Genomic DNA, 14,445 nt, shown 5'->3' on the forward strand with positions numbered 1-14,445 from the left:
CCCGGGCTGCATGAAAATGCCGGGACCGGCTTAATTACGTCCGATCCCGGCCATTTGTTTTCAACTCAAGCCTGCTGGCATTAGCAACTAGTTGCTGCCGAACCACTTGGCTTTGATTATATCGTAGGTACCGTCAGCCCTTACAGCGGAGAGCCCCTTGTTTATCATATCGAGCACTTCGGAGTTGCCTTTCTTCACAGCAACACCGAGATATTCAGCTTTGTCGCTTTTTACAACAAAGGCAATTTTAAGCTTCTTGGAGTACTCTTCCTGCTGCAAAGCGAAGTCCGCTGCAATGGGATCATCACAGACAACAGCGGCAAGACGTCCATTATAAAGGTCTTCCATGGCAAGTCCGATCTCGTCATAAGACTTGGGAGTTACGCCTTCTACGGATTTAATAGCAAAATACCCGGTGGTACCGATCTGTGCTCCGACTTTTTTGCCTTTAAAATCAGCAAGGGTCTTTGCAGCAGAATCCTTGGCGGTAACAACAGACTGCTGAACTTCAAAATAGGGAGCGGAGAAATTCATTGCTTTTTTACGCTTTTCGTTAATTGTAACAGAAGAGCAAATAGCATCATATTTTCCGGCTGCAAGACCTGCAAAAATGCCGTCCCAGGCAACGTTTTTGATCTTCACTTCGTAACCGGCTGCTTTAGCACAGGCTTTCATAAGATCAACGGAAAAACCTACAATCTGCTTATCTTTATTAACAAACTCCATGGGGGGCCATGTGCAGTCGGATGCAATGTTAATCACCTTTTTTCCGGCAAGAGCAGGTGTAACAGCAAAAATAGTAAGCAACAGGGCAACTATAATCTTCTTCATAAATATTCCTCCAATAAGTTAAAATACCCTTAAAATCACAAACATGAAAATTATACAAAAAAGTAACCATGTCAATAACGGTTTCCATGGACAATATTGTTTTCTTTGAATTATAAAGCGTGTAAAAAAATGTTTTCTTGAACTTTATTCAAAAAAAAGTTAATTTTCCAGATTCTTTTTTCAAAGGGGCATTACAAATGAAAAACAAAGTCAAACAAGAAAGGCAGGAAGCTGTAGAAGTTATCTGCCCCAAATGCCGTGACACACGTATTGTCTACTTCCCCAAAGAATCAATGCCGACCTGCCCTATCTGCAAGGTTGAAATGATTGTTAAGGAAGTACTGACTGAAGGTAAATACGGTTGATCGGCCCTTTGCTACAGGTATTTTGACTTAATTGCAGACAAGGACTTTAAAGGAGAAAGCTATGAAAAGAATTTGCATGATGCTGATCATGGTGCTGGCTCTGTGCTTTGCAGCCACCGCCAATGCAGCCGACATTGATCTGGCCAAGAAATCAACTCTCAACTCCATTCTGAAAAAAGGTGAACTCCGTTGCGGTATCGCTTCCGGTTACATTCCGTTTCAGATGACTGACAACAAAGGCCGCATCGTCGGTTTTGAAATCGACCTCGCCCGTGAAATGGCTAAAGCCATGGGTGTTAAGTTCGTTCCGGTCAACATGGAATTCGACGGCATCATTCCCGCGCTCCTTACCGACAAAATTGACATCATCACCGCCGGTATGACTGTCAACCAGGAACGTAACCTCCAGATCAACTTTTCAGAACCTTTCATGGTTGTCGGTCAGACTGCTCTGGTAAACAAAAAACTTGAAGGCAAAATCAAATCTTATAAAGATCTGAACAAAGCTGAGTACACCATCGTTTCCAAGCTCGGAACCACAGGTGAACAGGCTGCAAAACGCATGTTGCCCAAGGCAAAGTACAAATCTTTCGACCTTGAAACCGACGCTGCTCTTGAAGTTCTCAACGGCAAAGCTGACGCAATGATCTACGACCTGCCCTTTAACGCTATTTTCATGGCGGAGCAGGGTAAAGACAAGCTCATCTTCCTTGAAAAGCCCTTTACTTTTGAACCTCTGGGCTGGGGTGTTCGCAAAGGCGATCCCGATTTCCTGAACTTCCTCACCAACTTCCTGCACCAGATCAAAAACGACGGTCGCTACGACAAACTTTACCACAAGTGGTTTGAAAGCACCGCATGGCGTAAAAACGTCCAATAGTACATTAAGATCAACAGGAGCGGCTCATACAGCCGCTCCTGATTCAGATTGTTGAAACATGATCGGTCACATGCGCCATTTGACCGGCCCTTTCTCAACAATCTGATTTTTTAATTTTGAAAGAATATAATTTTTAAAAATCGGCTTGATTTATTATGAGTGGAACATCAATGAGAGCTCCCGGCAAAGGCCGGAACTACGAACTTTTCTGGAAGACAGTTTTCTATGTCGGCTTGTTTGCTACAATCTTCGGCCTTTACTGGGCTACGCAGCAGGTTGATTATGTCTGGCGATGGGAGCGTATTCCCAGTTATTTCTATTACGAAGATGAAGTACATATCACTTCAAACATTGAAGGCAGCGTCACCTCTATAAAACAGCAAGGTAATGATGCTATCGTCATTGTAAGGGGCGAAGATAACGAATCCGAACGATTCGAAGTGCCTGCTTCCGACCTGCAAGTTTACGAAGATGATTCTATTTTTGTAGGCGACACCATCGGTGTTGAAAAAGAATGGAAGATGGGGGTCATTCTTGAAGGTTTACTCGTAACCCTCAAAGTAAGTGCTATCGCCATCGTCTTCGGTATCCTGCTCGGCCTTTTTACCGGTCTGGCCCGAATTGCACAGAACCCGGCCCTACGGCTTTCAGCAATCACCTACATTGAACTTATCCGCGGAACTCCGCTGCTGGTTCAGATATTCATCTGGTATTTCGTGCTGGGCACTTTGATTAACAACGTGCTCGCAAGATACGATATTTCGCAGATACCGCCGCTGTGGTTCGGTATAGCCTCTCTGGCTATTTTTGCCGGAGCCTATGTGGCAGAAATTGTACGTGCAGGTATTCAGTCGGTCCACCGCGGCCAGATGGAAGCAGCTCGTTCACTGGGAATGTCAAAATATCACGCCATGAAAAATATCATCCTGCCACAGGCTTTCAGAAGAATTCTGCCTCCGCTGGCCGGACAGTTCATCAGCATGATCAAAGACTCCTCACTGCTTGGAGTCATCGCCATCAGAGAATTAACCAAAGGCACAAGAGAAGCGGTTTCCACAAGCCTCCAGCCCTTTGAGTTCTGGTTCCTGTGTGCGCTGCTTTACCTCTTGCTGACTTTTGCTTTCTCCATGTTTGTTCAGTACCTTGAGAAGAAAATGGTGCAGAGATAATGATTGAAGTACAAAATATATACAAAACATTTTACGTTCCCCATGAAGTTCAAGCCCTTTCCAATGTCTCCCATACGGTGAATAAAGGACAGGTTGTCGTTGTTATCGGCCCTTCGGGTTCCGGTAAATCAACTTTCCTGCGCTGCTTGAACAGACTTGAATACGCTGATTCCGGCCACATCTTCATTGATGGAGTTGATATTCTCTCTCCCAAGACAGACATCAACAAAATTCGTGAAGAAGTAGGTATGGTTTTCCAGTCTTTCAACCTTTTCCCGCACAAGACTGTGCTGGAAAACCTGACCATCGCACAGACAGTAGTCCGTAAAAGGTCAAAAAAGGAAGCGGGAGAAATAGCCATGGAACTGCTGAAAAAAGTAGGCATCCATGACAAGGCGGGGGTATACCCCACCCAGCTGTCCGGCGGTCAGCAACAGCGTGTGGCTATCGCCCGCTCACTGGCTATGGAACCCAAAGTACTGCTCTTTGATGAGCCCACTTCCGCTCTTGATCCTGAAATGGTCGGTGAAGTTCTAGACGTAATGAAGACAGTTGCCAAGGAAGGAATGACCATGGTCGTGGTAACCCATGAAATGGGCTTTGCCCGTGAAGTTGCTGACGAGGTGATTTTCATGGATCAAGGCATGCTCATTGAAAAAGGAGACCCCGAACATTTCTTTACCAGCCCTGAATCAGACAGGACCAGGGCTTTCCTCAGCCAGATTCTGTAATTTTTTACAGCTCAAAATAAAAGCGGCCGCTTCCATATGGAAGCGGCCGCTTTTATTTGAAAAACATGTAAAAAACTAATCTTCGACATCCTTTTTATCGCGGACATTCTTCATGGTCAGTCCGGCAACGCAACCGACCAGCATGCCAAGCAGCAAAGCCCGCTGGATATCCATAAAAAACCACCCCGCAATAGCTCCTACCGATCCGCCCACAAGAATCCCACGAGCCATGCATTCGAGCAACCGCTCAAAATTCTTATCTTCTTTTAACTCACCCACATTACACCTTCTTAACCTGAATTAAATCATCAATCTGATCCGCCTGTTCCTCGGAAAGAGACAAAAACCTAAGCCCTATGCCGGGCATCTGCGATTTCACACCCCACGGAACATTCCACAACACTTCCGATTTAATGGGGGTTTTATCGCTCAATTCCATAAACGCCACCCAAAGAGTTTCACCTTTTTTCCACCGCGAAACAGAATACAAAAAGCAACCTTCTGCGGAAAAATTAAGGGCAACGCTCTTTTCCATATGGCTGTTGGGAGAATTAATATCCCTGTTCAGCAAGACGTTCAAAACCCTGTTCGCCCTTTTGGTGCCACGTAACGATCTTGCTGTAAAGTTCTGGCAGCTCTCCCTGAAGAATTCCTCAAGAGTGTTACCATGCCCTGAGAACTTACCGGTAGGAATACAGCGTATTCCCTCAGTAGCTTTATAACTAAGCCGCATCACAGGGAAATTGTCGCTCAAAAGGTTAGCATCGGCCTTATCCGCGGCTGTTGAGCGAAGGAGAGTCGGAATATCAATCAAGAATCCGTTATACTTAATCTTATTGTGCTTGAGGGAAATTTCATGAAGAGACTCGGCAACATCACAGTCAATATCAAAACTCCTCAAAGCCTGAAGATATATCCCCCTGTTATCCCCGGGGGCTGCAACGAGTAAAATTCTCAATCTGTCCACCCTTAATGACCCTCCATAAAAAAATATCCACTTGGCTAACTGTCGTTATCAATATATACTCACAAAATCAAAAAATACACAGTTATAAAGGTTTTCAAACATTAACATAACTTAAGCCGAAAGTACTAACAACCAATACGCAAAGTTATTATCAGGCAAATTTGCTGCTTATCAAAAAAACAAACCTAAGCTGAAATTGGATACTGCCCATGGATGAAGCCCCCAAAATCTTGACTATTGATGATGACGAAAGCGTACGCCTTTCCATTGCACATTACCTTGAAGACAGCGGATACAAAGTATTACAGGCAGCCAACGGCCACGAAGGATTAAAAATTTTCCGGGAACAAGAGCCTGATGTGGTCCTGCTCGACCTCAGAATGCCTGAAATGGACGGTTTATCCGTGCTTAAACAGCTTGGACAGGAAGCCCCGCAGACTCCGGTAATTGTTGTTTCAGGCACAGGTTCATTCGAAGATGTAATTGCCACGGTCAGGCTCGGGTCATGGGATTACATTCCGAAACCCATCACTGATCTTACCGATTTAGAAAATGCAATTCTCCGCACCAGAGAAAGAGCACGCCTTCTAGTTGAAAATGAAAGATACAAAGAGGAACTGGAACGAAAAATCCGCGAACGAACTGAAGAACTGCAACTAATCAACAAAGTCCTTTCAGAAGAAATTTCCGCCCGTAAAAAAACCGAAGCACTTGTCAGGGCCTCACTTGCAGAGAAAGAGGTCATGCTTAAAGAAATTCACCATCGGGTGAAAAACAACCTGCAAGTTATTTCAAGTCTGCTCAGCCTGCAAAGCGGCTACACCGATGATGCCGAAGCACACAACCTGCTGCGTGAATGCCAGCACAGGGTTCGTTCCATGTCCATGCTGCACGAAAAACTTTACCGCTCCGAAGATCTATCACGCATCGATATGAACGAATACGCACTGACCCTGATCAGCTTCCTGCTCCGCTCCTATTCCGTGGATGGAAAAGTCAGCCCCTCATATAAAATTAAAGACATTCATATGGGCATTGATTCCGCCATTCCCTGCGGCCTCATCATTAATGAGCTTGTTTCCAACGCTCTGACCCATGCTTACGAAATGAATACCGGAGGTGAACTTGAAGTTTCCATGCACAGGGAAAATGACCGTATCGAGTTGAAAGTATCCGACAATGGCGTAGGACTACCTGAAGATTTCTCCATAAGCGGTTCAAGAACCCTTGGTATGACCCTTGTGGAAACACTTGCACAGCAGCTTAACGGGGAAGTCAACTTTTTCAATGACAACGGGGCTACATTCCAAATCAGCTTTCCCGGCTAAACTCAGACTTGATTGAAATTAAAAGGCGGTGTAGCTTGCTAGCCGTGATCCTTGCAATAGAACCACATAAGAAGGAAAAAAAATGGAACTCAGCTTTAAACAGATAGATGAAATCACCGTTGTAAAAATTGAATCCTCGGAACTGAACCATGTCGTCAGCCATGATTTTCAGCGTCAGATCAACCCGATCTTCGAAGAAAAGCAGTTTAACATAGCACTTGATATGGACAGCGTTGACTTTATGGACAGCATGGGTATCGGCACTCTGATCACCCTGCGCAACAAGCTGATGAAAGAAAAAGGCAACATTGCCATGTTCAACATCAGTGACCGGGTCAAAAAAATCATCGACATCGCCGCCCTGCACAAAGTTTTCGAACTTTACGAAACTGAAGAAGACGCAGTAAACGGCCTCAAAGAAAAAATGCTGGCCTAACTGAACTCGATATAAACACCGGGCAGGCTGGAAAGTCTGTCCGGTTTTCTTTTTTCATCCTCCACCCATCACAATCATGTCTCCCAAAGAAAATCTGTTCCATCCTATTCTGGCTACTGTAAAAGATGCTGCACGCATAAGTCTGGATCTGTTCAAAATAATGATCCCGGTGGTCATTGCCGTTAAAATTCTTCAGGAATTCAATCTGGTAGGCTACCTGGCCGCTCCCCTTGCCCCGGTCATGAAGCTGGTAGGGCTTCCCGGTGAGATGGGTCTTGTCTGGGCCACCGCACTCATCAACAACATATACAGCGGCCTGATAGTCTTCCTGAGCCTTGCGCAAGACCAGCCCCTGACAGCTGCGCAGGCAACTGTTCTAGGCACAATGATTCTTGTGGCCCACTCCATGCCCGTAGAATTGCGGGTGGTCCAAAGCTCAGGCCCCAAGCTCGGATTTCAATTACTGATCAGGATGGCAGCGGCTTTCCTGATGGGGCTCATCCTGAACCTAGTCTACCAGAACTTTGACATGCTTCAGGGGCCGGCCAATATCCTGCTCACCCCGGACAATTCCGCCATTGAAAAAACAATTTTTGAGTGGGCCTTGGGCGAAATCCGCAATCTTATTTCCATCTTCGGTATAATTTTGTGTCTGTTGGCGGTCATGCGCATCCTGACCAAAATCCGGGTCATTGCGGCCATGGATTTCCTGCTCCGTCCCTTCTTGACCATGATGGGAATCGGAACCAAGGCTTCTGCCTTAACCGTAGTAGGGTTAACCATGGGCCTTTCCTACGGCGGCGGCATGATCATCCATGAAACAAAATCCGGGCGCATTGATAAAAAAGACGTTTTTTATTCTCTGACCCTGATGAGCATCTGCCACAGCCTGATCGAAGACACCCTGCTGCTCATGATGATTGGCGGACACGTTTCCGGACTCTTTTGGGGACGGCTGATCATGTCCTGCCTGATTGTGGCGGCATTAGTTCAAATAACCAAATTTATACCGGAAAGCTTTTCCGACAAATATTTATGGGGACTCCCCAAACAATCTTAAAAAAACAAGGAATGGATATGATAGTTACTACCGTAAACACCGAAAACGCGCCTGCCGCAATCGGACCGTACTCTCAGGCTACCATCTACAACTCGCAAGCCTTTGTAAGCGGACAGCTTGGACTTGTCCCGGAGACAGGCGAATTCGTTTCCACTGATGTGCAGGAACAGACAAGACAAGCCCTTGAGAACCTGAAGGCCATTCTTGATGCCTGCGGAAGTGCCATGACCAAGGTCATCAGTGTTGACGTTTTTCTGACCGACATGAACGATTTTGCCAAGGTTAACGAAGTCTATTCCGAATTCTTCGCCAATCACAAACCCGCACGGGCCGCTGTTGAAGTAAGCGCGCTGCCTAAAGGCGGACTCGTTGAAATCAAGTGCATTGCTGCTATTTAGTTAATTGATGCGCTATCGCGCTATTAAGAATGAAAGGATTTTGCCTCCGGCACTTCGCTTAGCATATCTTACTTGAAATTTTAAAAGGGGCCTCGCGGTCCCTTTTTTGCTGCCAAAAATCCGTCCGTTTTCCGACACTGCCTTACCGCCTACGATTTGCGTACTTATCTGCCAAAGGAAAAAGCACGCAAATCAAAGTAGTTACTCACTACCAATAATTACTGGCACGTATTCTGCTTATAAACAAATAAGACGGACAAAAAGAACAGACTAAACAAACACAACAATAAATTTAAAAATAAGAGTCGTTCTTCATCCATCTTTAAAAAATGTTCTGGACTGATAGGCGAGTGCAGGAAACGGTAGAAACGAACAGCTTAGAAAAAAATTATACACAAAAGCGATTCTGCCCTCCCTCCCGCGATTGATCCGGACATTTTTTTATGCCCGAATTTTAATCCTGAATCAGGGATTGCCCTATCTACTTTCACCTGCTATCGATTCCAGCCATGAAGCAGGAAAAATTCACAAATCCTTTCAGTATTGTTCTCTTTGAACCGGAAATTCCGCCCAATACCGGAAATATTGCCCGGCTTTGCGCAGGAACAGACACCGAGCTGCATCTCATTAAGCCGCTGGGCTTTTCCATTTCCGACAAGCATCTTAAGCGAGCCGGGCTTGATTACTGGCCCAAGGTAAAGCTTTCCGTGTGGGAGAACTGGCAGGACTACAAAGAAAACGCAAAACCCCGGCGACTTGTCACCACCAGTGCCAAACGGGGAACCCATCTTTTCGATTTTAAATTTCTACCCGGAGACCATCTTGTGCTTGGCCCGGAAACACGAGGCCTGCCGGGTTGGATGTTTGATGAATTCGAACATGCGGTGAACATCCCCACCACGGATAACGTGCGCAGTCTGAACCTTTCCACCTCGGCTGGGATCATTCTCTATCAAGCACTGTCCTGTCTGGACGCAGAAGTTTCTTTTAAATAACTTTCCTCAATAGACACTGATTGCCGCACTGCAATTTGCACACTGCACTTTCTTGCATATCATTGCGGCAAGAGGTATATTCGCCCTCGAATTTCAATCTTCAGCGGAGAATCTATGCGACTTCTTATTACCGGCGGATGCGGGTTTATCGGAACCAACTTCATCTACCTGATGAAAGAAAGACATCCTGACTGGAAACTATTCAATCTCGATAAACTGACCTACGCCGGAAACCGCAAGAACCTGTTTGATCTGGAGCAGGATGACAAGTCCGGCTACACATTCATCCAAGGCGATATCTGCGACAAGGAATTCGTCACCTCTGTGCTGCACGATTACAAGATCGATGCAGTGGTCAACTTTGCGGCTGAATCTCATGTGGACCGCTCCATCAATGACCCAGCTCCCTTTCTGACCACCAACACCCTCGGCGCGCAAAACATGATGGAATGCGCCCGCAGTGCCGGAATCGAAAAATTCGTCCACGTCTCCACTGACGAAGTCTACGGAACCCTCGGACCGAATGACCCGGCCTTCAGCGAAAAAAATCCCCTTGAGCCCAACAGTCCCTACTCTGCCTCCAAGGCCGGTGCGGATCTCATGGCAAGGGCATACTTCGAGACCTACAAATTTCCCGTATCCATAACCCGCTGTTCCAACAACTACGGTCCCTACCAGTTCCCGGAAAAACTCATCCCGCTCATGTTTATCAAAGCCACTGCGGGCGAAAGCCTTCCCATCTACGGTGACGGCTCCAACGTCAGAGACTGGATCTACGTTGATGATCATTGCACCGGGGTGGAACTCACTCTGCTCAAAGGACAGCCCGGAAAGGCTTACAACTTTGGCGGTGCTGCTGAAAAAACCAATCTTGAGCTGGTTAAAGAGCTTCTGGAAATTCTTGGAAAAAATGAGTCGCTCATAACTTATGTCAAAGACAGGCCCGGACATGATATGCGATACGCCATGGACTATTCACTGGCTGAAAAGGAACTTGGCTTCACCCCGGCAGTGACTTTTGATGAAGGAATCCGCAAGACCATAGAATGGTACCAGAACAACGGACAATGGCTTGAAGATGTTCGCAGCGGAGCTTACCGCGAATTCATGGACCAATGGTACGGAGAGCGAAAATGATTGATTTAGCAGGTAAAAAGGCAGTAATTCTCGGTGGACGAACCGGACTTCTCGGGCAAAGCCTTGCAGAAAAAATGCAGGCGCAGGAGATTGTAACCATTCCTCTGTCCCGCTCCGACTTTGACCCCATGAACGAGGAATCCCTGATAGCACTGCTGGAAAGGGAAGAGCCGGATTTCGTAATCAACACAGTGGCCTACACCATGGTAGACCTTGCTGAAGATGAAGAAAACAACGCCCACCTGCTAAACACCACACTGCCTGCCACATTGGGCAGGCTCTGCAAACAATTCAATATCAAGCTGATTCACTACAGCACGGACTTCGTCTTTGACGGTAAAAAGGACTCTCCCTACACGGAAGAGGACCGTACAAACCCTCAGTCTGTTTACGGAGAAACCAAGCTGGCCGGAGAAGAACGACTAAGCGAACTTGATTACGAAGATATCCTGATCATCCGCACAGCATGGCTGTTTGGCCCGCACAAAACCAACTTCGTACATAAAATCCTGAACTTTGCCAAAGAAAGGGAAAACCTGACCGTCGTTCATGATCAGGCCGGATCGCCCACCTACACACCTGATCTTGCAGAGTACACAATTGAGCTGCTCAAGAATGAAGCCAAGGGAATTTTCAATGTAGTCAACTCCGGTAAGGCAAGCTGGTGTGAACTGGCCACCGAGGCCATCAACTGCTGCGCCATCAACTGCCGGGTCGACCCGGTCCCAACTTCCGCCTATCCCACCAAGGCCACCAGACCGCCCTACTCAGTGCTGGACACCTCAAAATTTACCGAGGTGACCGGAACAACTCCGCGCCCGTGGGTTCAGGCTCTCAGGGACTATGTTTACAACGACCTGAAAGACCATCAGGAAGATTAATCTTCCCGCCAAAGGAAAAATGAAAAAAATATCCCCTGAACTGCTGCGGGATTCCATTCAGTGCGCCATGACCTTGTTCTGCATCTGGGTGGGATACCGCTTTTATCTTTTCTACCAATGGATGATCGGCAAATCCGACATTGCCGTAAGCAAACCCGGAGCCGTGGAAGGATTCCTGCCAATCAGCTCCCTGCTTTCCCTGAAACAGCTTTTCAGTAAAGGAATCTTTGATGAAGTGCATCCAGCAGGGCTGACCATTTTTATCGCAGTCATGGTCATGAGCCTGATCGTGCGCAAAGGGTTCTGCGGCTACCTCTGTCCGGTTGGATTTATTCACAATCTACTAAACAGAATCGGACGTAAAACAGGCAAGATCATTACCATCAAAGGGAAAATCGAACTCGGGATGCTTATTCCCAAATATATTGCCTTGGCCTTTTTTGTGAACATGGTTTTCTTCAAGATGAGCGGACGTGAGGTGGATACCTTTATCCATTCTCCTTACAACTTCACAGCCGAAGCCAAAATGATGCTCTTCTTTACCGATATGAGTCTGACTGCTGCCATTGTGGTCAGTGTGATCCTGCTGCTGGGAATTTTCATCCCCTATTTCTGGTGCCGCTTCCTCTGTCCCTACGGAGCACTGCTGGGCATACTTTCCAAAGTATCCCCGGTTGCCATCAAGCGTGATGAGGACAAATGCATCAGCTGCGGAAAATGCAATACGGCCTGTCCCGGCGGAATTGAGGTGGACTTGAAACAGACCGTCAACTCCGCTGAATGCGTCGGCTGCACCCAATGCATCAACGCTTGCCCGGTGGACGGCTGCCTGAATGTCACCGACCGTTTAAGCCGGGTAAAACTGCCGTGGTATGTAATCGCTGCCGGGTCGCTGCTGATCCTGCTGGTCTACTATGCAGCTGCAAAATTCACCAACCACTGGGATTCACCGTACCCGCTGGAAATGCTGCGTAAATATTATATGATGATGTAAAAGAACAACTGAACTTTAAAATCAAAAACGGCACCTCACGACTATCTAAGTCGAGGGGTGCCGTTTTTTTGTAACAGTGGTAAATTTACATAAATCAGTTTATCATTATACCCTAATCCGCACTAGCACCCCAATTAAAGGAAGCAACCATGAACCGCAAAACCGTTTTCAAATTGCTTTTTGCAGCCCTGTTTCTGCTGTTTATATATTGGGTCTCAACATATTTCGTCGCCTACACTGATGATGCCTATCTGGAAACGGACATCATCCGCATGGCTCCGCGAGTGAAAGGGCATGTGCTTTCGGTTGAAGTAAAAGACAACCAGATGGTTGCAAAAGGCGAACTTCTGGCAGTCATCGATCCCACTCCTTTTCAAATCAATCTTAAAAGCTCAAACGCAAGACTGAATCAAGCCCGTTCAAGACTTGAAATGCAGAACAAAAACCTTGAAGCAGCAGAAGCCCTGTTCAAAGAAAGTCAAGCAGCTCTAACACTTGCCGCAACAACTGAACAAAGATTCCGCAAACTTATAAAAGCTAAGACCGTATCAAGGCAGGCTTATGATGAAAAACTGGAGGCTTACCGCAAGGCATTGGACAGACACAAGGAAACCGGGGCGGAAGTAGCCGAGGCAAAGGCCGCTGTCGTCGCTCAGACACACGATACACATCATGCGCAGGCCCAGCTGGATATGGCGGAATATGAAATGAAACACACCAGACTATATGCCCCGGTGTATGGATTTATCACCGCCCTGAACATCAAACCCGGTGACTATGCTAAAATCGGCCAGCCCATCATGGCTGTTGTTTCAGATGAAGACTGGCGGGTAGTCGCCAATTACCGCGAACAGCTGGTACGTCATATCAAACCGGGACAACATGTAACCGTGCATCTGGATAATTACCCGTGGCAGCTTTTTGATGGCGAAGTACAGGGAATCGCCCGCGGGGTTTCGCGCAGTCCGGTCTCAAAGAAACTGCTTCCCTATGTGGAACCGAAGACTAACTGGATCAGGCTCTCCCGCCGCTTTCCGGTACGTATCCACATCAAAAGACCGGAAAGAATCCGCCTGCTAAGCGGTTCCGATGCCCGCACAATAGTCGTGTACTGAGGACCTTGAAATGCATGCCGCCATTGTCTTCCGTGATTTCAAGCAGGGTCTTGCCAAAGAATTAAGCCGATTTAATGCAAATCAGGCCCGTTGCGCTCTTGGAGCGGCCATGGCAGCTCTCTGCGCGGTGCTCATCGCCAACTGGCTGAATCTGGAAAAACCGTACTGGGCAGGAATTTCCGCGCTGGTGGTTTCCCGCTCAAGCTATGATGCATCGCTGATCAAGGGTACACTGCGCATTATCGGAACCATAGCCGGATGTCTGCTGGCCCTGATTCTACTGGGGACGTTTATTGACAACGTCTTTGCCATTTTATGTCTTATCTTTTTTGCTTCTGTAGCCACTGTAATGGTCTCGTCCCTACGAGGCAGGGACAGCTATGCATGGTCCATGGCTGGCTTCATGATTGTTCTACTCTCCATTGCCGGGCTGGTCGTACCGCACTCAATATTCAATTTCGCTTTTTACCGCACTTTTGAAATCAGTCTTGGAACAATCATGGCAATCATCATGAGCGCGATTTTCAATCCTTCCCCACCGGAAACAGACAAGACCTCACAACCATCAACTACTCCCTCTGCAAACACCGACAACCATCCCGATACCAACAAAATGACAGCGAAACAGGAATCAGAGTTGGTCAAGCAGGCTATCAGTCTGGCTCTTGCCATGGTTTCAGTTCCCCTGATCTGGAAATGGCTGGACCTGCCGGGAGTCCTGCAAATCGGGGTAACCTCATTGATCTTGCTTCAACCAACCCCGGTAGAAACATGGCGCAAGGGAATTCTGCGACTGCTGGGATGTGTGACAGGAGGAAGCATAGGCCTGTTCCTGCTCGGAAGCACAGCGGGGCACTACCTTATTACTTGGGGTGCTGCCTATGGACTGCTTATCTTTATTTTTTCCTACATTGACCATGGCGACCCGCGCTGCTCCTACATGGGTCTGCAAGCAGGCATAGCCCTTACTTTAACCCTTGTGCAGGGTCTTGGTCCGGGCACAGAGCTGGGGCCTCCAATTACAAGACTATGCGGTATCCTAGCCGGACTGATTCTCTGGAATATAATTCATGCACTCTTTGAAAGGAACAATCCCGACCCCATAGATGAAGCCAAAAATTAAGCCCGGCTGAGAGATTCTCAACCGGGCTTAACTCA

At 47.1% G+C, this 14,445-nt stretch carries 17 protein-coding genes; 14 read left to right on the forward strand and 3 right to left on the reverse strand.

The genetic code is table 11. From position 1 onward, the window contains the following. Positions 1-87: 87 nt before the first annotated feature. Positions 88-831 (reverse strand): basic amino acid ABC transporter substrate-binding protein, encoded by a 744-nt coding sequence (locus FMS18_RS12575; protein WP_163295024.1) that lies wholly within the window; start codon positions 829-831, stop codon positions 88-90. Positions 832-1,028: 197 nt separating this feature from the next. Between FMS18_RS12575 and FMS18_RS20475 the strand changes: the two genes are divergently transcribed. From FMS18_RS20475 to FMS18_RS12590, 4 genes are all read left to right on the forward strand, one after another. Beyond that, positions 1,029-1,196, forward strand: a complete 168-nt coding sequence (locus FMS18_RS20475) for a hypothetical protein (RefSeq protein ID WP_169052010.1) — start codon at positions 1,029-1,031, stop codon at positions 1,194-1,196. Between the two features lie 61 nt (positions 1,197-1,257). Next, entirely contained in the window at positions 1,258-2,076 is an 819-nt protein-coding gene (locus tag FMS18_RS12580) for a transporter substrate-binding domain-containing protein (RefSeq protein ID WP_163295025.1), read from the forward strand. 155 nt (positions 2,077-2,231) lie between these two features. Beyond that, positions 2,232-3,245 carry an amino acid ABC transporter permease gene (locus FMS18_RS12585; RefSeq protein WP_163295026.1) on the forward strand — a complete coding sequence of 338 codons (1,014 nt, stop codon included), beginning with the start codon at positions 2,232-2,234 and terminating at the stop codon, positions 3,243-3,245. After that, positions 3,245-3,976, forward strand: coding sequence for an amino acid ABC transporter ATP-binding protein (locus FMS18_RS12590; protein WP_163295027.1), 732 nt, complete (start codon positions 3,245-3,247; stop codon positions 3,974-3,976). Before FMS18_RS12585 ends, FMS18_RS12590 begins: the two co-directional genes overlap by 1 nt. A gap of 75 nt (positions 3,977-4,051) precedes the next feature. Here the strand turns inward: FMS18_RS12590 and FMS18_RS12595 are convergent, their stop codons facing one another. Together FMS18_RS12595 and FMS18_RS12600 are read right to left on the reverse strand one after the other, a co-directional pair. Beyond that, the gene (locus tag FMS18_RS12595; protein ID WP_163295028.1) at positions 4,052-4,255 is read right to left on the reverse strand and encodes a hypothetical protein; all 204 of its coding nucleotides are present in this window, start codon (positions 4,253-4,255) and stop codon (positions 4,052-4,054) included. A gap of 1 nt (position 4,256) precedes the next feature. Beyond that, the gene (locus tag FMS18_RS12600; RefSeq protein ID WP_163295029.1) at positions 4,257-4,943 is read right to left on the reverse strand and encodes a PilZ domain-containing protein; all 687 of its coding nucleotides are present in this window, start codon (positions 4,941-4,943) and stop codon (positions 4,257-4,259) included. Positions 4,944-5,152: 209 nt separating this feature from the next. On the opposite strand from FMS18_RS12600, the gene FMS18_RS12605 reads away from it, so the two are divergent. From FMS18_RS12605 to FMS18_RS12650, 10 genes are all read left to right on the forward strand, one after another. Further along, on the forward strand, positions 5,153-6,271 hold the full coding sequence (locus FMS18_RS12605; protein ID WP_163295030.1) for a response regulator: 1,119 nt from the start codon (positions 5,153-5,155) through the stop codon (positions 6,269-6,271). An 82-nt stretch (positions 6,272-6,353) separates the two neighbouring features. After that, on the forward strand, positions 6,354-6,707 hold the full coding sequence (locus FMS18_RS12610) for an STAS domain-containing protein (protein ID WP_163295031.1): 354 nt from the start codon (positions 6,354-6,356) through the stop codon (positions 6,705-6,707). Between the two features lie 76 nt (positions 6,708-6,783). Further along, positions 6,784-7,767 carry a hypothetical protein gene (locus tag FMS18_RS12615; protein WP_163295032.1) on the forward strand — a complete coding sequence of 328 codons (984 nt, stop codon included), beginning with the start codon at positions 6,784-6,786 and terminating at the stop codon, positions 7,765-7,767. A 17-nt stretch (positions 7,768-7,784) separates the two neighbouring features. Continuing rightward, entirely contained in the window at positions 7,785-8,165 is a 381-nt protein-coding gene (locus FMS18_RS12620) for a RidA family protein (RefSeq protein ID WP_163295033.1), read from the forward strand. Positions 8,166-8,674: 509 nt separating this feature from the next. After that, positions 8,675-9,160, forward strand: coding sequence for a tRNA (cytidine(34)-2'-O)-methyltransferase (locus FMS18_RS12625; protein ID WP_163295034.1), 486 nt, complete (start codon positions 8,675-8,677; stop codon positions 9,158-9,160). A gap of 114 nt (positions 9,161-9,274) precedes the next feature. Then, the gene (gene rfbB, locus FMS18_RS12630; protein ID WP_163295035.1) at positions 9,275-10,297 is read left to right on the forward strand and encodes a dTDP-glucose 4,6-dehydratase; all 1,023 of its coding nucleotides are present in this window, start codon (positions 9,275-9,277) and stop codon (positions 10,295-10,297) included. After that, positions 10,294-11,178: a dTDP-4-dehydrorhamnose reductase gene (rfbD, locus tag FMS18_RS12635; RefSeq protein ID WP_163295036.1), complete on the forward strand. Its 885-nt coding sequence runs from the start codon at positions 10,294-10,296 to the stop codon at positions 11,176-11,178. Before rfbB ends, rfbD begins: the two co-directional genes overlap by 4 nt. A 19-nt stretch (positions 11,179-11,197) precedes the next feature. Next, positions 11,198-12,172 (forward strand): 4Fe-4S binding protein, encoded by a 975-nt coding sequence (locus tag FMS18_RS12640; protein ID WP_163295037.1) that lies wholly within the window; start codon positions 11,198-11,200, stop codon positions 12,170-12,172. Between the two features lie 149 nt (positions 12,173-12,321). Beyond that, positions 12,322-13,287, forward strand: a complete 966-nt coding sequence (locus tag FMS18_RS12645; RefSeq protein WP_163295038.1) for an HlyD family secretion protein — start codon at positions 12,322-12,324, stop codon at positions 13,285-13,287. 10 nt (positions 13,288-13,297) lie between these two features. Then, entirely contained in the window at positions 13,298-14,410 is a 1,113-nt protein-coding gene (locus tag FMS18_RS12650) for an FUSC family protein (RefSeq protein ID WP_163295039.1), read from the forward strand. Positions 14,411-14,445 lie beyond the last annotated feature (35 nt).

Source organism: Desulfovibrio sp. JC022 (assembly GCF_010470665.1).
Taxonomy (GTDB): domain Bacteria; phylum Desulfobacterota; class Desulfovibrionia; order Desulfovibrionales; family Desulfovibrionaceae; genus Maridesulfovibrio.

Excerpts from the sequence above, each read along its gene's own strand:
- FMS18_RS12575 (WP_163295024.1), bottom strand. The coding sequence starts at position 831 with ATGAAGAAGATTATAGTTGCCCTGTTGCTTACTATTTTTGCTGTTACA.
- FMS18_RS20475 (WP_169052010.1), top strand. The coding sequence starts at position 1,029 with ATGAAAAACAAAGTCAAACAAGAAAGGCAGGAAGCTGTAGAAGTTATC.
- FMS18_RS12580 (WP_163295025.1), top strand. The coding sequence starts at position 1,258 with ATGAAAAGAATTTGCATGATGCTGATCATGGTGCTGGCTCTGTGCTTT.
- FMS18_RS12585 (WP_163295026.1), top strand. The coding sequence starts at position 2,232 with ATGAGTGGAACATCAATGAGAGCTCCCGGCAAAGGCCGGAACTACGAA.
- FMS18_RS12590 (WP_163295027.1), top strand. The coding sequence starts at position 3,245 with ATGATTGAAGTACAAAATATATACAAAACATTTTACGTTCCCCATGAA.
- FMS18_RS12605 (WP_163295030.1), top strand. The coding sequence starts at position 5,153 with ATGGATGAAGCCCCCAAAATCTTGACTATTGATGATGACGAAAGCGTA.
- FMS18_RS12610 (WP_163295031.1), top strand. The coding sequence starts at position 6,354 with ATGGAACTCAGCTTTAAACAGATAGATGAAATCACCGTTGTAAAAATT.
- FMS18_RS12615 (WP_163295032.1), top strand. The coding sequence starts at position 6,784 with ATGTCTCCCAAAGAAAATCTGTTCCATCCTATTCTGGCTACTGTAAAA.
- FMS18_RS12620 (WP_163295033.1), top strand. The coding sequence starts at position 7,785 with ATGATAGTTACTACCGTAAACACCGAAAACGCGCCTGCCGCAATCGGA.
- FMS18_RS12625 (WP_163295034.1), top strand. The coding sequence starts at position 8,675 with ATGAAGCAGGAAAAATTCACAAATCCTTTCAGTATTGTTCTCTTTGAA.
- rfbB (WP_163295035.1), top strand. The coding sequence starts at position 9,275 with ATGCGACTTCTTATTACCGGCGGATGCGGGTTTATCGGAACCAACTTC.
- rfbD (WP_163295036.1), top strand. The coding sequence starts at position 10,294 with ATGATTGATTTAGCAGGTAAAAAGGCAGTAATTCTCGGTGGACGAACC.
- FMS18_RS12640 (WP_163295037.1), top strand. The coding sequence starts at position 11,198 with ATGAAAAAAATATCCCCTGAACTGCTGCGGGATTCCATTCAGTGCGCC.
- FMS18_RS12645 (WP_163295038.1), top strand. The coding sequence starts at position 12,322 with ATGAACCGCAAAACCGTTTTCAAATTGCTTTTTGCAGCCCTGTTTCTG.
- FMS18_RS12650 (WP_163295039.1), top strand. The coding sequence starts at position 13,298 with ATGCATGCCGCCATTGTCTTCCGTGATTTCAAGCAGGGTCTTGCCAAA.